The sequence below is a fragment of the Caballeronia sordidicola genome, from assembly GCF_000729995.1.
Classification (GTDB): domain Bacteria; phylum Pseudomonadota; class Gammaproteobacteria; order Burkholderiales; family Burkholderiaceae; genus Caballeronia; species Caballeronia sordidicola_A.
Genome location: NZ_JNFG01000001.1, coordinates 57924 through 79080 on the forward strand (window position 1 = coordinate 57924; position 21157 = coordinate 79080).

The 21157-nt window shown below is 60.9% G+C and carries 20 protein-coding genes; 5 read left to right on the forward strand and 15 right to left on the reverse strand.

Features of this window, described 5'->3' with window-relative positions; translation table 11 throughout:
- Positions 1–31: 31 nt before the first annotated feature.
- The 7 genes from FH08_RS0100250 to FH08_RS0100285 all read right to left on the reverse strand — a co-directional run bounded on the left by FH08_RS0100250 (position 32) and on the right by FH08_RS0100285 (position 9760).
- A complete protein-coding gene (locus FH08_RS0100250) occupies positions 32–2518 on the reverse strand; it encodes an ATP-binding protein (RefSeq protein WP_235210239.1) in 2487 nt (828 codons plus the stop codon).
- Positions 2515–3114, reverse strand: a complete 600-nt coding sequence (locus tag FH08_RS0100255; RefSeq protein ID WP_051887575.1) for a biliverdin-producing heme oxygenase — start codon at positions 3112–3114, stop codon at positions 2515–2517. Before FH08_RS0100255 ends, FH08_RS0100250 begins: the two co-directional genes overlap by 4 nt.
- Before the next feature lie 378 nt (positions 3115–3492).
- On the reverse strand, positions 3493–3810 hold the full coding sequence (locus FH08_RS48065) for a hypothetical protein (RefSeq protein ID WP_235210240.1): 318 nt from the start codon (positions 3808–3810) through the stop codon (positions 3493–3495).
- Positions 3811–3842: 32 nt separating this feature from the next.
- Positions 3843–6740: a DNA ligase D gene (gene ligD, locus FH08_RS0100265; RefSeq protein ID WP_031356385.1), complete on the reverse strand. Its 2898-nt coding sequence runs from the start codon at positions 6738–6740 to the stop codon at positions 3843–3845.
- A 94-nt stretch (positions 6741–6834) separates the two neighbouring features.
- On the reverse strand, positions 6835–7752 hold the full coding sequence (locus tag FH08_RS0100270; protein WP_031356386.1) for a Ku protein: 918 nt from the start codon (positions 7750–7752) through the stop codon (positions 6835–6837).
- 233 nt (positions 7753–7985) lie between these two features.
- On the reverse strand, positions 7986–8567 hold the full coding sequence (locus tag FH08_RS0100280) for a DUF6013 family protein (RefSeq protein WP_051887579.1): 582 nt from the start codon (positions 8565–8567) through the stop codon (positions 7986–7988).
- A 176-nt stretch (positions 8568–8743) separates the two neighbouring features.
- Positions 8744–9760 (reverse strand): zinc-binding alcohol dehydrogenase family protein, encoded by a 1017-nt coding sequence (locus tag FH08_RS0100285; RefSeq protein WP_031356388.1) that lies wholly within the window; start codon positions 9758–9760, stop codon positions 8744–8746.
- 127 nt (positions 9761–9887) lie between these two features.
- Here FH08_RS0100285 and FH08_RS0100295 point away from each other — a divergent pair, with 127 nt between their 5' ends.
- The 3 genes from FH08_RS0100295 (at position 9888) to FH08_RS0100300 (ending at position 11614) form a co-directional block, all read left to right on the forward strand.
- The gene (locus FH08_RS0100295) at positions 9888–10841 is read left to right on the forward strand and encodes a LysR family transcriptional regulator (RefSeq protein ID WP_035564969.1); all 954 of its coding nucleotides are present in this window, start codon (positions 9888–9890) and stop codon (positions 10839–10841) included.
- Positions 10842–11067: 226 nt separating this feature from the next.
- Positions 11068–11373, forward strand: coding sequence for a BrnT family toxin (locus FH08_RS50145; protein WP_075583271.1), 306 nt, complete (start codon positions 11068–11070; stop codon positions 11371–11373).
- Complete coding sequence (locus FH08_RS0100300) at positions 11321–11614, forward strand: BrnA antitoxin family protein (RefSeq protein ID WP_031356390.1); 294 nt, start codon at positions 11321–11323, stop codon at positions 11612–11614. Before FH08_RS50145 ends, FH08_RS0100300 begins: the two co-directional genes overlap by 53 nt.
- A gap of 37 nt (positions 11615–11651) precedes the next feature.
- Here FH08_RS0100300 and FH08_RS0100305 read toward each other — a convergent pair whose 3' ends face one another.
- Positions 11652–12869, reverse strand: a complete 1218-nt coding sequence (locus FH08_RS0100305; RefSeq protein ID WP_031356391.1) for a cytochrome P450 — start codon at positions 12867–12869, stop codon at positions 11652–11654.
- 127 nt (positions 12870–12996) lie between these two features.
- Here FH08_RS0100305 and serB point away from each other — a divergent pair, with 127 nt between their 5' ends.
- Positions 12997–13839: a phosphoserine phosphatase SerB gene (serB, locus tag FH08_RS0100310; RefSeq protein WP_031356392.1), complete on the forward strand. Its 843-nt coding sequence runs from the start codon at positions 12997–12999 to the stop codon at positions 13837–13839.
- Between the two features lie 71 nt (positions 13840–13910).
- Here serB and FH08_RS0100315 read toward each other — a convergent pair whose 3' ends face one another.
- The 7 genes from FH08_RS0100315 to FH08_RS0100345 all read right to left on the reverse strand — a co-directional run bounded on the left by FH08_RS0100315 (position 13911) and on the right by FH08_RS0100345 (position 20709).
- Positions 13911–15107, reverse strand: coding sequence for a cystathionine beta-lyase (locus tag FH08_RS0100315; protein ID WP_031356393.1), 1197 nt, complete (start codon positions 15105–15107; stop codon positions 13911–13913).
- Between the two features lie 119 nt (positions 15108–15226).
- Positions 15227–15886, reverse strand: a complete 660-nt coding sequence (locus FH08_RS0100320; RefSeq protein ID WP_419177975.1) for a hypothetical protein — start codon at positions 15884–15886, stop codon at positions 15227–15229.
- Between the two features lie 17 nt (positions 15887–15903).
- A complete protein-coding gene (gene bktB, locus FH08_RS0100325) occupies positions 15904–17091 on the reverse strand; it encodes a beta-ketothiolase BktB (RefSeq protein ID WP_031356395.1) in 1188 nt (395 codons plus the stop codon).
- Between the two features lie 75 nt (positions 17092–17166).
- Positions 17167–18558, reverse strand: a complete 1392-nt coding sequence (gene rimO, locus FH08_RS0100330) for a 30S ribosomal protein S12 methylthiotransferase RimO (RefSeq protein ID WP_035564935.1) — start codon at positions 18556–18558, stop codon at positions 17167–17169.
- Positions 18559–18676: 118 nt separating this feature from the next.
- Positions 18677–19729 (reverse strand): tRNA dihydrouridine synthase, encoded by a 1053-nt coding sequence (locus FH08_RS0100335; protein ID WP_081889306.1) that lies wholly within the window; start codon positions 19727–19729, stop codon positions 18677–18679.
- A gap of 294 nt (positions 19730–20023) precedes the next feature.
- Positions 20024–20401, reverse strand: coding sequence for a helix-turn-helix domain-containing protein (locus tag FH08_RS0100340; protein WP_031356398.1), 378 nt, complete (start codon positions 20399–20401; stop codon positions 20024–20026).
- A 5-nt stretch (positions 20402–20406) separates the two neighbouring features.
- Positions 20407–20709 carry a type II toxin-antitoxin system HigB family toxin gene (locus tag FH08_RS0100345; RefSeq protein ID WP_031356399.1) on the reverse strand — a complete coding sequence of 101 codons (303 nt, stop codon included), beginning with the start codon at positions 20707–20709 and terminating at the stop codon, positions 20407–20409.
- 112 nt (positions 20710–20821) lie between these two features.
- Between FH08_RS0100345 and FH08_RS0100350 the strand changes: the two genes are divergently transcribed.
- Entirely contained in the window at positions 20822–21106 is a 285-nt protein-coding gene (locus FH08_RS0100350; protein WP_031356400.1) for a helix-turn-helix domain-containing protein, read from the forward strand.
- Positions 21107–21157 lie beyond the last annotated feature (51 nt).

The following is a 21157-nucleotide window of genomic DNA, read 5'->3' on the forward strand; positions in this document are numbered from 1 at the left end:
AACGCTGGGTCAGCAGTCAAGCATGGCACATTCAGTTCCGAGGTGACGGCGTCCCCGGCTTACGCAGTTTGCTGACGCCGGTTTCGGTGGCGGCGGACTCGGTCCTGAACACCTTGGGCAGGGAAAAGTGGAACGCGGCGCCCTCGCCTTCGCGGCCTTCGGCCCAGGTCCTGCCGTCGTGCCGCTCGATAATGCGACGCACGTTCGCCAGGCCAATGCCGGTGCCGTCGAACTCCTCCGCGCGATGCAGCCGCTGGAACACGCCGAACAACTTGTTCACGTACTTCATGTTGAAACCGACGCCATTATCCCGCACGCTGATTATGTACTCATCGGCTGTCGAATTTACCAATAACTCGATTTTCGCCGTGTCCCGTGTACGCGTATATTTCACCGCGTTCGAGAACAGGTTACGCAACGCGATCTGCAGGAACGCCGGATCGCCGGTCACCGTCGGCAGTTCCGGAATAATCCATTCCACCTTTCGGTTCGCTGTCTCGACGCTGAATTCCTGCGCGACTGATCGCACCAACTGATTCAAGTCGACGCTCACCGGGCGCAATGCGGCACGGCCCATTTGCGAAAACGTCAGCAAGTCGTCGACAAGGACGCCGGCGAAACGCGCCGACTCGAGCATGTTGTTCAGGAAGCGCTTGCTGCGCTCGGACAGCGTCTCGCCTTCGCTTTCCCGCAGCAAATCCCCATACCCGGCAATATGGCGCAGAGGCGCGCGCAAGTCGTGCGAAACGGAATACGAGAACGCCTCGAGCTCCTTGTTCGCACGGCGCAATTCATCCGCGAGTCCCGCCAGTTCTTCAGCACGGCGCAGCACGATGTTGAGCATGCCCAAGCGGAATTCGCCCGCAATTTCGAGTTCCACCGGATGCCAGCGCAGCGACCGGTTGCGCACGGTTTCGAGCCACGGCGCAAAGTCCTTTCGCGGCGCAATGCTGCCGCCCTGATCCGACACGCGTTTGACCGGCTCGCCCGCCCACGTGATCGTGCGCGTGGTTTCTGGACGGAACCAGATCACGTAGTTGCGAAAAATCTGCGAGATAGGCACGGTCAGGATGCCGCTCGCGGTGTTCGTGTGACGAGACGCCCGCGGCCATGCTTGCGAAAGTGAATCGGTGGCGTAGACGCCCGACGTGCTCGACGCGAGCCATTGCGCGAGCGCGAGCACGGTTTCTGTGTCCGGCGTGGAACCCACCAGCGTAGCCTTGCCATCCACCACGATCGCGGCACCGGTCGAGCCGGCGAAACACAGCAAATCGTCCGGCGCCGATTTGAGAACCGACAGATAGTCGTCCTGCTCCGCCAGCGCGGCCATGAGCTGCGACATCGTGCGTCGAAGGCTCAGCAGATAGGCCGTCTCCGCGCGTTCTTCCTTCGCCTCGATCTGCAGCGACAGGAGCTGCCCAAGATGCTCGATCGCGACACGCACCTCGAAGGGCACGAGGCGTGCGTCGTGGTCGTGGCAGGAAATCAGGCCCCAGAGCCGTCCGCGCACGACCAGCGACACCGACATCGATGCATGCGTACCCATGTTGCGCATGTACTCGAGATGGATCGGCGAGAAGCTGCGCAGCGCCGCATAAGTGAGGTCGGTCGCGCGGCCAGTCGCGGGGTTCACAGGCGGCACGAGCCGCGCGGCTTTCGCGTCCACGTTCGCCACGAGCCGCACGCGCTGTTTCACATATAACGCGCGTGCCTGACTCGGAATGTCCGAGGCGGGAAACAGCTGGTTCAGGAACGACGTGTAGCCGTCCTCGATGTGCTCCGCCAGCACGTGGCTGCGGCCCTCGTCATCGAATTTGTAGATCAGCACGCGGCCGAAACCTGTCATCGCGCGCACTTCGCGCACGGCAAGGTCCACGAGTTCGGTCAAGGTCGCCACGTCCTGCAAGCTGCGCGTGAAGGTGCGCACCAGCGGATACATCGATGCAAACACGTCCGCAGTCGGATGGCGCGCCACTTCGAGTTCGACGATCAGGTTGCCGTCGTGCCGGTGCATCGTGATGTCGAGTTCAGGACCGTCCGTTGCCGTGGACAGGTGCTCCCGTGCGGCTTCACGCGGACTGAAGAGCGGGTTGTCGATCACGCCGAGATAGAGCGGCGCTTCGTCGAGCATCGCCGTGGCGGCAGCATGGGCGACCCGCGCCGCAGCAGCCGCGCCAATGACCACGTCCAGCGGCTCCCCCAGCAGTTGCTCCACTGGACTGCCCACGAGCGCCGCGACATTCTCGCTGGCCTGCACGATGGCAAGCGCGCTGGAGAGGCACAGCAGATAACCGTGCGGCTGAATACCGCCAGGAATGTGGATGGGTTCGGCGTCGCACTGCGCATTCGTCGCGCCCGCGCTCTCTGCCGTGAGTGTCCGGTAGGCCGGCTCTGCGCCGGATATCGCTTCCCCATCCGCAGGCGTGGTTCCGTCCAAACCCGGACTCGACACGTCGCGATCATCCTGCACGCGCATGGCCGCCGTATCCGGCGACACTGGCTTTGGCCCACTGCTCATGCCGTTGCCCCCGATTGCGTGCGGACCTCGCCGAGCCAGACGTGCAACCCGTCGAACGTGACGATCGCGGCATTCACCGCCTCGTCGTACTGCTCAGGCGGCACGTTCGCACTCGCAGTTTCGCGAAACGCATTCCACATGCTGCCCGTGCGCAATCCATAACCTTCGAAATAAGCGTTGCCAAAGCCGCTTCGCAGACCGAACAAAGTCGCGACGTGCGGCGCGATGAAACGCCCTCCGAGCGAAGAGCCTTCCATCACGTACATGGAGCCGAACATGCGGCCGATACTGTCCATCGAAGGCAGCAGTTCGATCTTCGTCACGCTGTTCGCGCGGTTGTTATCGCCGGTCAGGAGCGCCAGGTCCGACGCAAGCAGCGACGCCTTGCGACGCCCTTCGAAAAAGTCGCACAGATGCGCGGGCATGGAGGCCGCCGCCGCATCCTCCCACGGTGCGACGTATCCGTAAAAGCCTTCGAGCAAGGCCACATAGCTCTCTCGAGGCCAGTCGAGGCGCATCAGGTCCAGTGCGTTTTCCAGCCTCGCATGACACTCGGCAGTTTCGTTTTTCAGACGGGACAGGAGATCGTATTGCATGATCCATTCAATAGGTTTGCCGCAGGTTTGCCGCGATGTTGACCCGGATGCCAGATACCGGATGCCGGGTAACCATCGTGGACCCGGCGTGCGGTGTTGCGGCAGTTCAGGTGCTACGGCGTGGACCGGCATGTGAGCGTCGCCGGCGCGGAATGGAACGCTCCTGGCCCGCCGCCTTGCGCTCCGCACCGGTTCGGCATCGATTACCGACACGCAGGTCGGCGCGTAGGCAAAAATGGTAGAAACAACTGCAGTAGGTAGGGGTGAATGCCAATCCCAGCTTGGCTCGCACGACGCCGTGCAAGTTCTCCGATATCGCGCGCCCATTCTACGCAAGAGGCGCTTTGTTGACCACGGGCAGCGACCGGCGGCACCGCATCACCGCTTGCGCTTGCTGCCCTGCTCCGTGTGCGCACCGGTTTGCGTGCGCTCCTGATACTCCGTGCCGCCGCGGCGATCCGTGTCCTGCAAGCCGCGCTCCAGATCCTCGTGCGCCTGCTCGCCAACCTCACGCGGTTCATCTTCCTGCTGCGACGCAGGACTCTGATCGCTCTCATGCGGCAGCGGCGCGACCGCGCCGTCATCGCGTTTTTGCTGCGTCGGATGCTTGCTTTCCAGTTCACGTCCGTCCTGCGCCGGACCTTGGCGCGTGGCGTTGGCGGCGGCGTCGTGCGATGTCTTGCCGTGTTGAGTCATTGCAACCTCGTCATGGTGATCTTTCCCTTCGTTCACTTGATATCGAGCCGCTTCTTCATGGAAGCGGTGATGCGTTGCCGTGTTTTCGCGTACTGGCTCCACGGATCTGTCTTGAGTGCGCGCAGGCGCTCATGCAAGTTGCCGATATTCCATTGATTGCCGCTCGTGGTGGCATCAAGTTCATCCCAGCCGATAGGAACCGACGCCCCCATGCCCGGCCGCGCGCGCAGCGAGAACGCCGCGACCGTGCTCGACCCCCGGTTGTTGCGCAAGTAGTCGACAAATATCTTGTCCCGGCGATTCTGCTTGCCCATTTTCGCGGAGAAATACTTCGGCAGCGTGCTGGCCATATGCTGCGCAACCGCTTGTGAGAACTCCTTTACTTCGTCCCAGCCAGCCTGTGGTGTAAGCGGGACGACCACATGGAAGCCCTTGCCGCCGCTCGTCTTGCAAAACGATTCAAGACCGAGTTCCGTCAGCAACTCATGCGTCAGGCGTGCGGCCTCCTGCATCCGGTCCCAGCTAAGGCCTTCGCCCGGATCAAGATCGAAGACCATCCGGTCGGGCTTCTCAAGCCTGGCCGCGAGCGCGTTCCAGGTGTGCATCTCGATCGTGCCCATTTGCGCCGCGCCCACCAGCGCGCCAACGTTCTCTATCGTGATGAGCGCCGGATGACCTGGATCGATGCCTGGATGCTGCTTGACGTTCGGGATGGTCAGCTTCTCGCTGTGTTTCTGAAAGAACAACTCGCCGCCGATATCCTCGGGCGCACGCACCAGCGACACCGGCCGGTCCTTGAGATGCGGCAGCATCCAGGCCGCCACGGACTCGTAGTAGAGGGCGAGATCGAGCTTCCGCGTGCCCGCCGATGGATCGATCACCCGATCGGGATGGCTGATCTTCACGCCTGCAACAAGCTCGCTACCAACGGGACTGCGGGCGGTTTTTTTAGCGGCTGTTTTCGTTGCGCTCTTGGCTGAAGCCGTCGTGGATTTGGTGGTCGGTTTCGCTGTATCGGTGGTCTTCGCCGAGGTTTTTTTCGTCGGCGCTTTTCCCGCACGAGTCGCTTTGGCTACGCTCTTGGCCGCTGTTTTCTTTGCGGGCTTTTTTTCCTCATCGTTGTCATCGTCCAACGCAACCTCCTTCGTCGATTTCGGCACTTCCTTGACGATCTCACGCGCCGCCTTGTCATCCCTCAGGCTGACAAACGATGCTTGCCGCACGATCCGCTCCGATGTCCATTCAGCGAAATTGCATTCAGCGACCAGTTCCGGCTTGACCCAATGCACCGGTGTGCGGCTGCGCTCTTTCGGCGCGCTGACGAACGGCATGGTCTTGACCTCACGCGCATCGAGTTGCTTTTTGACGGCGCGCAGAGTCGATGCGTCGAAGCCGCTGCCCACCCGCCCCGCGTATTGCAGCTTGCCGTTCGTGTCATAAACGCCGAGCAATAACGCGCCGAACTGCCCGCGGCTGCCCGTCGGCTCCGAATACCCGCCGATCACAAACTCCTGCCGGCGCCGGCATTTGAGCTTGATCCATGCGTTGCTTCGCCCCGACGTATAAGTGCTGTCGCGCCGCTTGCCGATAATCCCCTCCAGCGCCATGTCGCAAGCGCTCTTGAGCAGATCATCGACGCTGAATTCGAAGTCAGCGGAGAAGCGTAGCGCGTCGTCATCGACCGGTTCCAGCAGCGCCTTCAGGATCGCTCGCCGCTGCACCAGCGGCACGCCACGCAGGTCGTAACCGTTCAGGTAGGGGAGATCGAAGAAATAGACGGCGATATCTTGCGGACGATTCGCGTCGAAGGCGTTCTGCAGTTTCTGGAAGCTGGGCAGGTCGTTGTCGTCGAGCACGACCGCCTCGCCGTCGAGCCACGCGCTGTCCACATCGAGCTGGCCAAGTGCCTTGACCTGACGGCTGAACTTGTCGGTCCAGTCGTGACCGTTGCGCGTGAAGATCTGCGTGGATTTCGCTTTCGATGCAGCCTCGCGATCGATGCGCACGAGGACACGATAACCATCAAATTTGATTTCATAGGACCAGTCGTCGCTCGATGGTGCGGTGTCCACGAGGGTCGCGAGTTGCGGCTTCAAGGTTGCAGGGAGCTTCGCGCGTATTGCGTCCTGGATCGCTGGATTGTCGGCGAGCGTGCGCAGCGATTCCCCGCTCCGGTTCGCCACGATATCCGGCCGCGGCCGCTCCGGGCTCTTGCCTTGATCCTTCACGGCAGGCCGCTTCGGCGGTGGTGCGGGCTTCGTGGTCTTGCTGGTCTTGGCAGCCGTCTTACGCTCGGTCCGTTCGCGCACTTCACCGCTTTTCGAACGTGCGCCGAGCGAGTCGCTCATCACGCTGCCGGGCTGTTTGAGCAGCACGTCATAGTCGGCCTCGTTGCGGGCTTCGTCGTCGCGTTCCTTGATCAGCAGCCATTGCTCTTTGTCGCTATTGCCGCGCATGTTGCTGCGTACGAGCGTCCAGCCGCCGTGCAGCTTTTCGCCGTGCAGAACGAACTTGAGCTTGCCCTTCGCGTACGTTTCACGAGCTTCGTCGATGCTGCCAGCCTGCGGCTCCCACGTCCCGCGGTCCCACACGATCACACTGCCCGCGCCGTAATTTCCCTCTGGGATATCGCCTTCGAACGAGCCGTAATCGATCGGATGATCTTCCACATGCACGGCCAGCCGTTTCACCGATGGATCGAGACTCGGCCCTTTCGGTACGGCCCAGGACTTCAACGTGCCGTCGAGTTCGAGACGAAAATCGTAATGAAGACGCCGGGCATCGTGCTCCTGGATGACGAACGAAAGCGCGCTCGCCTGAGCCTTTTTCGACGCACGCCTGGCCTTGGCCTTGTCAGCCGCCTGACCGGATGGCTCTGGCGTCTGGTTGAAACGCCTCATGCGCTGATAGGTTTCCAGTTTATCGGCCATTGGCGGATCGCTTTTCGTGGTGCGTGTAGATGGATGGTCTAACGCGTAACTAAACGCATGACTCGGCGCGCGACAACGGACTTACCGCGCGCGTTCAAGCGCGTTTGCGGCGCGTGGTTGTCTTGCGTGCGGGTTTAGCCGCCGGTTCCGCTGCTTCAGCATCAGCCGTGTCGTCCTCGGTGCTGCCGGCACTTTTAGCTCCGCGTCTCGCCGGCTTCTCCTTCTTCAAACTGCGCTTCAACAGCTCGGACAAGTCGAGGATCTCCGCGGACGCCTTGCTCGGCGCGCCCTCTTCGACCTCCGACACCTCCTCCGTCTTCCCTTCCTTAACCTTCTTGTTGACGAGCGCCATGATGTCTTCGCGGAACGTGTCGTGATAGTCCTGCGGGTTCCACGTATCGCTCATGTCATCGATTAATCGCTGCGCCATCTCCAGTTCTTTCGGCGATACGCCCGCCTTCTTCGAGTTTTCGTCCGGGAACTTGAAGTCATCGAATTCGCGCACTTCATCCGCCCAGCGCAACGTGTTAAGCGCCAGCGCAGGACCCACCGGGATCAGCGCGGCCAGATGCTGCTTGTTGTGCAGCACCACGTTCGCTATCCCGACTTTTCCCGACGCCTTCAAGGCGTCGCGCAGCAACGCATACACCTTCTCGCCCTTGCGATCGGGAGCGAGGTAGTAAGGGGTGTCGAGGGAGAGAAACGAGATTTCAGGGGCTTCGACGAATGCGAGGATGTCCACGGTCTGCGTCGATTCCGGATTGGCCGAGCGAATCTCTGCGTCGCTCATCACGACGTATTTGCCCTTCTCATACTCAAAGCCGCGCACGATGTTGTCACGCGTGACGTCCTTACCCGTGTTCTTGTTGAACTGCTTATAGCCGATGGGGTCCATCGAGCGCTTGTCGAGCAGGTTGAAGCCGACCTTCTCCGACTGCGTCGCCGGATAAAGCTGCACGGGGACGTGGACCAGCCCGAAGCTGATTGCGCCTTTCCAGATCATGTGTGGCATCGCGAATGGCCTTTCCGAAAGCCGCTCTGACGGCGTGACGGGATGAACGCGCTTGAAAACGCTAACAACGATTAACACGCGCCGATAGACGCATGGCAGTTATCGCGTTGCAGAAAACGTGCCAGATGGGAAACCGATGGAATAAGCGCTCGCCGGCTTGGGCGCGTTCGATCAACTCAGCCAGCGCGGTCTCGACCGTGAAGTAGGAAACGCCTGGCCCGCGCGGCGAGAAGCTACTTGCGGCTCGCGCTGATCGTGAGTTTGGTGCCGTCGCTAAGCGTGATGTTCTTGTCGGTGCCGCCGGTGGGCATCGTGAAATGGACTAGCTGGCTGAAGAAGTTATCGGTGGGACATTGAAGCTTCTTGCCGCCCACGGTAACGGCGGCGGCCGGTCGCGGCGCATGGCCCTGGAAGCCCAACTGGACGTCGGCGTCCCCGCTATTCGCGACCACCGCGGCGAAACGGATCTTCACCTGACGCACCGTGGTGCCGCTTGCGTTGCGGATGGAGTCCACGTCCGGACATGCATCGGGAATGTTCTGCGAACCGCCGGCAGGCTTGCTTTGCCAGGTGAAGTCATCGGTCTGGCCCGAGCGGATCGTTCGCGTTTCCTGCGCGCTGCCCCAGTTCTTCGACGCCATCTTCACCGTATATTTGATCGGTCCGTCGTAAGCAACTTCCGACAGCACCTTGATGCTGGGCGTCGCATGAGCTGCCGGTTCAACCACGCAAGCCAGCAGCGCCAACACAGCGCCTGCAATCACACGACGTGGCGAAGACCCGCCAAGCTGAACAAAACCCGAACGATCGATCATGCGAAAACCCCTCCGTGTGCAGCCGTCACGCCGGGCAAACTGCAACGGCGCCGGGGTGGCCGCGCCGCGCGTGTGGCGCGATCAGTCTAGCGCGACGCGCGCCACGGGCTTCTCATGGGAAACCCGGGGCACGCGTGCAGCGTGCAACGAATTGGCTGATACAAACACCGGGTGAATCAGAAGCCCGTCAACACCAGTTTGCCGATCGCTCGGCCTTCTTCCAGAAGGCGGTGCGCTTCGCGCAGATTCGCCGCGTTGATCTTGCCGAGGTCTCGGCCAAGCGTCGTCTTGATCGTGCCTGCGTCGATCAGTCGCGCCACTTCGGTCAGCAGCTTGTGTTGTTCGAGCATGTCCGGCGTGCCGAACATCGAACGCGTGAACATGAACTCCCAATGAAACGCGGCGCTTTTCGCCTTCAGCAATTCGACCGCAATCGGCTTGCTGTTTTCGACGATCGTGCAGATGCCCCCTTGCGGTGCAATGACGGCGGCAGCGGCCGCGAAATGTTTGTCCGTGTCATTGAAGATCAGCACGTAGTCGACTTGCTCGAAACCCGCGTCCTTCAATTGTTTCGGCATGTCGCCGAAATGATCGACGATATGATCCGCGCCCAGTTCGGTCGCCCACTTCGCCGATTCCGGCCGCGACGCAGTCGCGATCACCTGCAGCTTCGCCACTTTCTTGGCGAGCTGGATGCCGATCGAACCCACGCCGCCGGCGCCGCCCACGATCAACACGGACTTGCCGGCGTCATGTCCTTCTGCCGATACCCCCAGCCGGTCGAACAGGGCTTCCCATGCGGTGATCGTCGTGAGCGGCAATGCCGCTGCGTGCGAGAAATCGAGCGAGGCAGGCTTCACGCCAACGATGCGTTCATCGACCAGATGGAACTCGCTGTTCGTACCCGGCCGGGTAATGCTGCCGGCATAAAAGACGGGGTCACCCACCTTGAACAGCGTCACGTCCGGGCCGACCGCTTCGACCACGCCCGATGCGTCCCAGCCGAGGACGCGCGGCGTTTCTTCGACCTTGTCCTTCGGCGCGCGCACTTTCGTATCGACGGGGTTCACGCCGATCGCTTCGACCTTCACCAGCAGGTCACGGCCGGCTGGCGCGGGTTTGTCGATCTCCACGTCCATCAAGGATTCCGGGTTGGAAATCGGCAGGTAATGGGTCAGGGCAATGGCTTTCATGAAAGAACTCCTTAAGGGGTTTCAAGCGTCGGATGTGCAATGCATGGACCCGATGTTAAGGGCTTTCAGCTTCTCGTGAAACCGTCATAATGGCTAAAACATTTTATTGATAATCAAGAAAATGACGATGATCAATTTGCAGGGTGAATTGCCGCAGAAAGCGCAGCTCGATTTGCTGGACGTCGCGCTTTTTGTCCGGGCGGCGGCTTTATCAAATCTGTCGGCGGCGGGGCGGGAATTCGGCTTGTCGGCCGCCGTCGCGAGCGCCCGACTCGCCCAGCTCGAACGCCAGCTTGGCACGCGGCTTTTACATCGGACGACGCGGCGCATCAGCGTTACGCAGGAAGGCGAAATTTTCGCCGAGCGTGCCCGCGCGTTACTCGACGCCGCCGATGCCGCGCGCGCCTCGGTCGGACGCGCGTTCGAACAACCGCAAGGGCGCTTGCGTGTGACCATGCCGTCCTCGCTCGGGCGTCAGCATGTCTCGCCGGTCATTCCTGAATTCCTGCGCCGCTATCCCGGCGTGAGCCTCGACTTGCGCCTGACCGACCAGATAGTCGATCTCGTCGATAAAGGTATTGATCTGGCGGTGCGTATTGGCGCGTTAAAGGATTCGACGCTCGTCGCGAGAAAACTTGCCAGCAATCGGCGGGTGCTGTGTGCATCGCCGGCTTATCTCGCTGAGCACGGCACGCCGCGCCACCCCGCCGATCTCGCGCAGCACGAGTGCGCGATTCTGTCAGGCCAACGAGACTGGGCGTTCGTCACGCCGAGCGGGACCATCGACGTGCGCGTGTCCGGCCGGCTCGAGACGGACAACGGGGAAGTCATTCGCGACGCGTTACTTGCCGGGTTCGGCATCGGGTTGAAATCGACGTGGAGCGTGGCGCCGTTTCTGCACAGTGGCGAATTGGTGACCGTGCTCGATAGCTATCCGCTCGCGGAAACGGTAGCCATCTGGGCGGTGTACCCGAGCCGAGCATTCGTGCCGCCGAAAACGACGGCATTCATCGATTTCCTGACCGGGCATTTCGGTGATCCGCCTTACTGGGACGTGGATCCGCAGAGAGTGATGCGGTAGTCGTCATCCCGTAAATGGAAATAGGAATTTACGTATTCTTAAATTTTTGTTGCGGCGGGAGTATCGAAATGCAATGACGAATTCGAGTCGGCGCGCTCAGTCATATGCATCCTTCGGCAAGTCAACTTGCTGTCCCTGAGTTGGCTGTTTTCCAGCCAACAACGCTTATAAATTTTGGGTGTACAAATAATCCTTGTACTCACTGTTTTTTGGGGGTACATTATTCATGGGCATTGCGTATAACGTCCAAAAGAGTGAAGCAAATATCCAGGAACGAGGCTTATCGTTCGAGGCAGTTCGCGACTTTGTCATGTCGAGTGCATTGATCGTCGAGGATTGTCGCAACATATATCTCGAACGCAGGTTTCAAGCCCTCGGTTTCATAGCCGATCGGCTACACATGCTGGTATTCACACCACGTGGCGACAAGATTCACGTTATTAGTTTACGGAAGGCGAACCTTCGCGAGGTAAAGCGGTATGAGCAAGAAGAACAAGGACGAAATTCTGGACGAGAACCCCGAATGGGGTGAGGCCGAATTCGCGCGGGCGCGACCTGCAGCAGAAGTTTTGCCGGAGCTTTACGGGCAGGAGCGAGCAACGGAAATCCTGCGCCCGCGCGGACGGCCGAAGCTCGAAAACCCGAAGTTGCCGATCAAATTGCGCATCGACCCGGACGTGGTCGACGCTTATAAAGCGCAAGGCGACGGCTGGCAAACGCGAATGAATGCCGCGTTGCGCGATTACGCAAAATCGCACGGATTGATGCTTTGAATCATGGGAGAGCAAGGGCGCGCCATTCAGGGCGCCCTCACCCCACTCTCACAGGCGCCTTCACAAATCCCCGAAACCGCGCCCGGGACGCGCGTACTGGCTCCCCCGCGAGTCCGTAATCCGGGAACCGCGCAATGAACCGCCCGATTGCAATTCGCGCCTCCAGCCGAGCCAGCGACAACCCCGCGCACTGGTGAATTCCGAACCCAAAAGCAAGATGCCGATTCGGCTCACGAGCGATATCGAACTGATCCGCCGCCTCGAACTGCTCCGGGTCCCGATTCGCCGCCCCGATGCACAGCGTCACCGGCGTCCCACTTGCCACCGGTATCCCGGCAATATGCGTATCCGCCGTCGTGATCCGGTTGCCAAGCTGATTCGAGCTTTCGTAGCGCAAACACTCCTCGACTGCACTGTCGATCAACGCCGGATCGGCCAGTAACCGCGCGCGCTGCTCCGGCCATTGAGCCAGCAGCACGATGCCGTTGCCGATCAGATTCGTAGTCGTCTCGTGCCCCGCGTTCAGGATGAAAATACAGTTGTGCAGCAGTTCGGCTTCGTCCAGGCGCTCACCGTCTGCTTCGCTTTGAATCAGCCGCGTCAGCACGTCATGCTGCGGATCGCCCGGATGCACCCGACGGCGGGCCACGAGCGTCACCAGATAATCGATGAAATCCGCTACCGCCCGATTACCCCGCGCTTCCTGCTCCGGGTTGAGCGCAGGTTCCAGTGCGCCGAGAATCGCGAGCGACCAGTCACGCAAGGGTGCGCGTTCATCGTGCGGCACATCGAGCAGATTGCCGATCACTTCAACCGGAATCGCCGAAGCGAAATCATCGATTAAATCGATCTCACCGCGTGTTGCAGCCTGATCGAGGAGATCGTCGATGAGATGCACCAGACCGGGTTCCATCGCCGCGATCGCACGCGCGGTCAGCGCCCCCGCGATCAGTTTGCGCACGCGCGTGTGGCGTGGCGGATCGTTGAAGACGAGGCTCGTCGTGTGATGCGCGAACAACGCAGTATGAGCGCCATACTTCGGGCCGAATTCCACCGTCTTGTCCGAACTGAAGATTTTCGGATCGCGATACACGGCTTGCACGTCCCTGTATCGCGTGAGAAACAGCGAGCCATCGGGCATTGCCTTGATCGGCTCCGTGGTGCGCAGCGCGCCGTAGACCGGATACGGATCAGCGTAAAACGCGGCGTCGAGCTTGCGCAGATCGAAGGCGAGCGCGCGTTCGGTCGGGGTCATGCGGATCTCCGTCGTTTTATCGGCAGCCATCATAGCGGCGCGGCACGCACGTCCGCCATCGGTCCGGACCATTACAATGACGGATCTCGATTGTTCCCACCGCTATTTTTCTCGCACATCGTCCGTCATGAACCTTGTCATCCAAAGCCTCGATCCAATCGCCGATACCCATCTGAAACCGCTCACCGCCCTCGCCCGCGCGCAGCATGCCGAACGCGCCGACGCCGGCCGGGTGTTGCGGCTGCGCGGCGCCGATCCTCTGCAGCGCCCGGATATCGATGCGTATTGCGGCGCGCATCGGCTGGATTACGCGTTCATCGACCCCTCCCTGCGCCTGAGCAATTTCGGCCTCGTGGCAATGGACATGGATTCGACGCTGATCACTATCGAGTGTATTGACGAGATCGCCGATTTTTGCGGGTTGAAGGCAGAGGTTGCGGCCATCACTGAAGCGTCGATGCGCGGTGAGATCAAGGACTTCAACGAGAGCCTGACGCGGCGTGTCGCGCTGCTAAAGGGCCTCGACGCAAGCGCGCTGGAACGGGTTTATGAGGAACGGCTGCGCTTGTCGCCGGGCGCGGAAATCATGCTCGCGGGTGCGAAGGCGGCGGGACTGAAAACCCTGCTGGTATCGGGCGGTTTCACGTTCTTCACCGAGAAGCTGAAGGCACGGTTAGGGCTTGATTTCACGCACGCAAATACGCTTGAAATAGTCGATGGCAAACTGACCGGGAAGGTCACCGGCGAGATCGTCAATGCCGACGTCAAAGCGCGCACGTTGCGTGAAACCTGCGCGCAACTCGGCATTGATCCAAAGCGCTCGATCGCCATGGGCGACGGTTCGAACGACCTGAAGATGATGGCGGAAGCGGGGTTGTCGGTGGCGTTTCGCGCGAAGCCGGTGGTGCGCGAAGCGGCCGGACTGGCGTTGAACTTCGTGGGACTGGACGGGTTGCTGCGGCTGTTTTGAGTAGGCGCGTATCGCTGCAAGAAGGGCTGAGCCACAGACCCAGCCCTTCTTGTATCAATCAATCGACGTCTTCAGGCTTCCAACCCCGCCAGCGCCCGTTCCAGATCCGCCCGCAGATCCGCCTCATCTTCCAGCCCGATATAAAACCGCACCAGCACGCCCTCATGCGGCCACACACCGGCCGTGCGCATCGACTTGATGTCGTACGGCATGGCGAGGCTATTCGCACCGCCCCAACTCCAGCCGATCGCGAAATATTCCAGCGCCTCGACGAAGGTATCGATTTGCGCCGGGCTGTAGCGTTTGTCGAAGACCGCGGAGAACAGTCCACCCGCTCCCGTGAAATCGCGTTTGAAGAATTCATGGCCCGGGCAATCCGCCAACGCCGGATGGAGCACCGCCGAAATTTCCGGTCGCGTCTTCAGCCAGTGAGCCAGGGAAAGCGCCGTCCGGTCGTGAGCGTCGAAACGAACTTGCATGGTGGGCAAACTGCGCAGCACGAGCGAACAGTCGTCCGAAGACACGCCAATTCCCATACGCATCCGCGCACTCTTCAATTTCATGTGGATGGCTTTGTCGGCGGTAATCGTCGCGCCCATCAGGATATCGCTCGCGCCGGACTGGTACTTCGTCAGCGCCTGCACCGAGATATCGACGCCATGCTCGAACGGCTTGAATGCGAGACCAGCCGAATAGGTATTGTCGATAGCCGTCAGGATCTTGTGCGCCCGCGCGACCTTCGTGATCGCCGGCACGTCCTGCACTTCCATGGTCACCGAACCCGGCGCTTCGAGCCAGATCAGCCTGGTGTTCGGCCGGATCAGCGCTTCAATGCCCGCACCGATCAGCGGATCGTAGTACGTCACTTCCAGTCCGAAATCCGCCACAAGCCAGTCGGCATGGTCGCGGTTCGGTGAATACGCGTTGTCGGGAATCATCACGTGATCGCCGGTCTTCACCAAACCAAAGTACACGTTCGATATGGACGATAAACCCGAAGGCTGCAGCAACGCATGCTTGCCACCCTCGATCACCGCCAGCCGCTGCGCCAGCGCAAGCGACGTCGGCGTTGCATGAAGGCCGTATCGCCATTGACTGTCGTCGCTCCAGACGAGCGCGCGCATGGTGGCGAGATCCGGAAATACCACGGTCGACGCCCGTGTAACCGGCATCGAGAACGAATCAAAACCGGGGGTAAGCTGATCCTCCGGATGAACGATGCGGGTCTGCAAGCTGCGCGCGCTGGACGAGTTGCTGGAATCGGTCATGAGTGCCCTGCTTGTTCGAGGCTATAAGAAAAAAGCGTCATCGCCCGAAGCCGATGACGCCGTGTTACATCGGACGGCGCGATCGTGTGACATCGCGTGAAATCGCGTAAGACCCCGTTTCACTCGCCGATAGTCACGTTGCTGGTCCCGCCCAACGCGTGGCCCGTAGCCGGAGGAGCGGGTTCCAGCGAAGGCGCAGCCGATTGTGGCGCTTTCGGCGCGACCGTACCTGCGGCAGGCGCAGGGGCCGCACCCGATACGGACCCAACCGGCTTGAGCTCAAAGGGCACTGGATTGGAATCGTCGGCATTCATGCGTTCACCAGACACGCTGCCATCGGCTGCAAACTTCCCAACCCAGTTGCCTGTGATGTGCGTGCCGTCATTCGACTCTTCGATCTCGAGCGTATCGCCGTCACGGTCCCCCGCAACCAGAATTACCGTCGACGCCCCCGCGATCCGATATTCGCCGTGCACGCCCGTGCGCTCATCCGTTTTTGCGCCAAGCTTCATTTCGATCTGCTTATCGCCGAGCGTTCCGACATAAGTCGGGAAACGCGCATACGCCGGATTCGGCGTCAGCGGTTTGGCGGGCGGAAGCGCCAGCGTTTCAATGGCTTCGGCGGTACCCGGCGCTTGCAGGCCCAGATCGCCTGGCGTGGCCGCTGCGCGTGCCGCCGACACGGCCCGGGAACCGTCGGGCGACATGGCCGAATTGCAGCCGGCGAGCAACAATGCTGCCGCCACCGCCGCCACTTTCATTTGCGTCATCGAATAGATTCCTGTCCTTGCGCGGCTCATACGCGTTCAAAAATTGCCGCAATGCCCTGCCCGCCGCCAATGCACATTGTCACCAGCGCATAACGCCCGCCCACGCGCTGCAGTTCGTACAACGCCTTCACGGTAATCAACGCGCCGGTTGCGCCAATCGGATGGCCAAGCGAGATGCCCGAACCGTTCGGATTGACCTTCGCGGGGTCCAGCTCCAGTTCCTTCGATACCGCGCACGCCTGCGCCGCAAACGCTTCATTGGCTTCGATCACATCGAGATCGCCAACGCTTAAGCCCGCGCGCTCCAACGCCTTTCGCGTGGCCGGAATCGGACCAATGCCCATGTATTTGGGATCGACGCCCGCGTGCGCATACGAGACCAACCGCGCGAGCGGCTTCAGGCCACGCGCTTCGGCCGCGCCGCGTTCCATCAGCACGACGGCGGCGGCCGCGTCGTTGATGCCCGACGCATTGCCCGCGGTTACCGTCCCGTTTTCCTTGGCAAACACGGGCTTGAGCTTCGAAAAATCCTGGAGCGTGGCGTTCAGACGGACGTGCTCGTCGGTATCGAAGACGATGTCGCCCTTCTTCGATGCTTGCGTGACTGCAAGAATCTGTTCCTTAAAATATCCCGCTTCCATAGCCCGCGCCGCACGCCGATGCGATTCAAGGGCAAGTTCGTCCTGCATCTCGCGCGAAATACCGTATTTGGCGGCGACGTTTTCCGCCGTGACGCCCATGTGGATCGTATCGAAGGGATCGTGCAGCGCACCGAGCATCATGTCGATGAGACGCGCGTCGCCCATGCGTTGTCCGAAGCGCACCGATGGCGCTAGATACGGCGCGCGGCTCATGCTTTCCGCGCCTGCGCCGATGGCGACATCGGTGTCACCAAGCAGAATGGATTGAGCGGCCGAGATGATTGCCTGCAGGCCAGAACCGCACAGGCGGTTGACGGTCAGCGCGGGCGCGTGCTGCGCGACGCCGCCGTTCAACGCGGCGACTCGCGCCAGATACATGTCCTTGGGTTCGGTCTGGATTACGTTGCCGAACACCACATGGCCGACATCCTCGCCCGACACGTTCGCTCGCGACAAAACCTCCCGCACTACGCGCGCGCCGAGATCCGTCGGGCTGAAGTCCTTCAGCGCACCGCCGAAATCGCCAATTGCGGTCCGCACGCCGCTGACCACCACCACTTCACGTTGTGCCATGAAAGCTCCTTCGTCTCGAGTTGTTTTGTGCTTCGTGTAAACCGTCGCGCCGAGAGTGAAATCACAACCAGACGCTCAGACTTCGCCCCACAGGTCGTGACCATCGGCGCCGGTGATTTTCACCGACACGAAATCGCCCGCCTTGTAACGCTTCGATGCCTTCTTTGCCGGCTCGATATACACCACGCCGTCGATCTCCGGCGCATCTGCCGCGGTCCGGCCGACACCGCCTTCGTTGCTCAGTTCATCGACGAGCACTTTCAGCGTCTTGCCGACCTTGCGTTTCATGCGTTCCGCCGACAGTTCTTCGGCCAGTTCCATGAAACGTGCGCGACGGTCCTCGCGCACTTCATCCGGCAGCGCGCCGTCGAGTTCGTTCGCCGTTGCGCCTTCGACAGGCGAATAAGCGAAACATCCGACCCGATCCAGATCGGCTATGCGAATGAAATCCAGCAGCGTCTGGAACTGCTCTTCCGTTTCACCCGGGAAGCCCGCAATAAACGTGCTCCGGATCGTCAGGTCCGGGCACATCGCGCGCCATTTCTGTACGCGTTCGAGCACCTTCTCGGCGTTCGCCGGGCGCTTCATGCGCTTGAGCACTTCGGGATGCGCGTGCTGGAACGGCACATCCAGATACGGCAGCACGTGGCCCTTCAACGGACCTTCGGCCATCATCGGAATGACTTCGTCCACGCTCGGGTAGGGATACACGTAATGCAAGCGGACCCACGCGCCGTATTGCACGGCGAGTTCACCTAACGCGCCGACCAAATCCGTCATGCGCGTCTTCACCGGCTTGCCGTTCCAGAAACCGGTGCGATATTTCACATCGACGCCATACGCGCTCGTGTCCTGCGAAATCACGAGCAGTTCCTTGACGCCGGATTTGAACAGGTTCTCGGCTTCTAGCATCACGTCGGCCACGGGCCTCGACACCAGGTCGCCGCGCATGGACGGGATGATGCAGAACGTGCACCGGTGATTACAGCCTTCCGATATCTTCAGATACGCGTAATGGCGCGGCGTCAGCTTGATGCCGGCAGGCGGCACGAGATCGATGAACGGATCGTGCGGTTTGGGCAAATGCAGATGCACGTGGCTCATGACTTCAGCGGTCGCGTGCGGGCCGGTCACGGCCAGTACCTTCGGATGTACCTCCTCGATAAGCCCCGTTCCGCTCGCGCTTTTCTTCGCACCGAGACAACCGGTCACAATCACCTTACCGTTCTCGTGGAGCGCCTCGCCGATGGCGTCGAGACTTTCCTGCACGGCTTCATCGATGAAACCGCAGGTGTTGACCACAACGAGATCGGCGCCGTCGTAGGAGCCGGAGATCTCGTAACCTTCCGCGCGCAGTTGGGTGATGATCTGCTCGGAATCGACGAGCGCTTTCGGACATCCGAGGCTTACGAACCCGACTTTGGGGGCCGAAAGGGTCGGCACGGCGGGGGAAATGGTCTGCGACATAGGGTGAGTCCGGCGTATAGCGGTGACGATGGCGACAAATGGGGACGGTGCGGCAAGGCCAGGGGATCCGATGTCCATAAGGACCACAGCCCGGACAGCGCCCTGCGCACGCAACCGTTTATTGTACCGCGCTGGCGACAGTGCAGCCGGTCAAGCGGCGAGGCGTTGCCGGGACGAGCGGGACGAGGGTCGCGCGATGGCGTTCCGGCATCAGGCTGTTGAATGCCGGAGCGCGCTCGATCACTTCAAGAATTTCGCTCGGATCATGCAGGCGCCGGATGGCTGCATGGAGTTCGGCAGCCTCCGGCCAGGTCCGCTTAAGATAGCTGAGCCACATTTTGACGCGTCCATGTTCATGACGGGACGCGACACGGAGTTGCAGCTTTGTCAGGTAATCGGCAAGTTGACCCAGCACGGCCGACCATTCCTCGCCCGAAGGCGTCGGGTCCATCAGTCCGCGGATGCGTAAAGCCAGGAACGGGTCCGAGACGGCGCCGCGCCCGATCATCACGTCCGCGCAGCCGCTGACCGCCCGGCACCGCTCCCAATCGGCCACTGTCCAGACTTCTCCGTTGGCCACGACCGGCACGTCCACGGCAGCGTCGATACGCGCGATCCACTCCCAGTGGGCCGGCGGCCGGTAGCCATGGTCACGCGTCCTGGCATGCACGACAAGGGAGGCGGCGCCGCCTTCCGCCAGCGCCGTGGCGCAGTCGATCGCGAGCGAAGTATCGGACACGCCAAGCCGCATTTTTGCGGTCACGGGGATGCCGGCAGGCACCGCTGCACGAACGGACGAAACGATCCGGTTCAGCTGTTCAGGGTGCGCCAGTAGCATCGCGCCGCCGCCGTGCCGGTTGACGACTTTGGCGGGGCAGCCGAAATTCAGATCGATGCCATGCGGCGACAGACTGGCGGCCTGGGCTGCGTTGAGCGCCATCCATTCGGGATCGCTGCCGAGCAGTTGGATCACCATCGGCGTACCGCCGGGTGTATGGCCTCCGTAAAGGACTTCGGGCGTGTCCCTCTCGTAGGCACTTCGGGGAAGCACAGAGCCCGTCACCCGGACAAATTCGGACACGCAGCCGTCGAATCCGCCTGTGCTGGTCAGCACGTCGCGCAGCACGTAGTCCGCAAGCCCTTCCATGGGCGCAAGAAACAACTGGCTCATGCGAGAACGGCGCCTAAGCTGCTTTTGCGGATTTTTCGGTTATCGGAGCGAAACAAAGCCGACTTTCGATGTGGCCGGCGTAGTGATGTAGGTCATGTTGTGGTCTGCGATGTGAGTGCCGGGCGGCGAATCAAGATATTGTACCGTGCGCCACGCGCGAGATTGCCCTGCGCCAAAGCCTCAACCGGGACGGGTTTGGAGCCGCCACTTGCCCTGTAAGGCTTGCGGGGCGCAAAACTGCGCGCAGGAGCCCTGCTTACGCGCAATTCCCGACTTATGCTCTTCGAGCAGCGCTTACTTGTTGGCTCGGAAAGGTTCTCGAATCAACACCTCGGCTGGAATATGCAACCCCTCGTGCAAGCGCCGAATCATTGCCAGGCTCAATGCGCGTTTGCCCGCCAAGACCTCATACACGCGGTTTGCTCCGCCAATGTACTCCTGCATATCTGCAATCGACAGTTGCTCCTGCTCCATCCGAAACTTGATTGCTTCGATCGGATCGGGACGCTCCAGCGGGAAATGCTCATCCTCGTAACGTCCGACAAGGACCCCGAGTACCTCCAGACGATCGCCTTCCGGCGTGTTGGCTTCAGGATCAATGTCGACGAGTGCCGACACTTCCGCCAACGCGGCTCGATAATCTTCCTCATTGTGTAGCAGTCGAATATCCATATTATTTACTCCGTTTCCACAGTTTCCGCGTCGACCTTGTCGTATTCAGCGTGCGTTCCGATGAACTTGATGTAGACCGCGCCAATCCTGTACGCGACCGCCACGATTAATCGATACTCGTTGCCCTTCAGGTTGAACACCACTCGATTTCGACCGACGAAGCTCGCAGAGGCGTAACGGTTCTTGATGTCCTGCGTGTTCGTCCACTTGGCTTTCGCCACTTCATCGTGCCACGTTAGGGCTTGCTGTTTTGCCGAGGGGTGCTTTTGGCAGAACGTCAGGATGGTTCGTCTGGCGAGAATTTGCATAACCAAGCATAGTCCCAATTTGGGACTATGTAAAGACGCAAGCAATCGTTACGTTACGTCGGGCGCGACGGCGCCTGACCAGCAATACAAGCGTTGCCGCTTGCACAAAGGAATGGATAAGGAAATGGAGCAATTCCAAGCGGACTTGTTGAAATCTGTCCGCGATATGAAATCTGGACGTGCTGGACGCACCACCAAAGTTGCGCCTACAACCGCGTCATTGGCCCGCGCTAAGGTAGGACTTTCGCAGAGCGCATTTGCCGCTCTGCTCGGTGTATCGACGCGTACATTGCAAGATTGGGAGCAAGGTCGACGGGAACCGACCGGGGCCGCACAAACCCTGCTGCGTGTCGCCGCTCTTCATCCGGACGCACTGCGAGACCTGCAAACGATGTGATGCGGAAATACGGAGCCGGGTCGGCTTAAAAGCCAGGACACCGATATATCG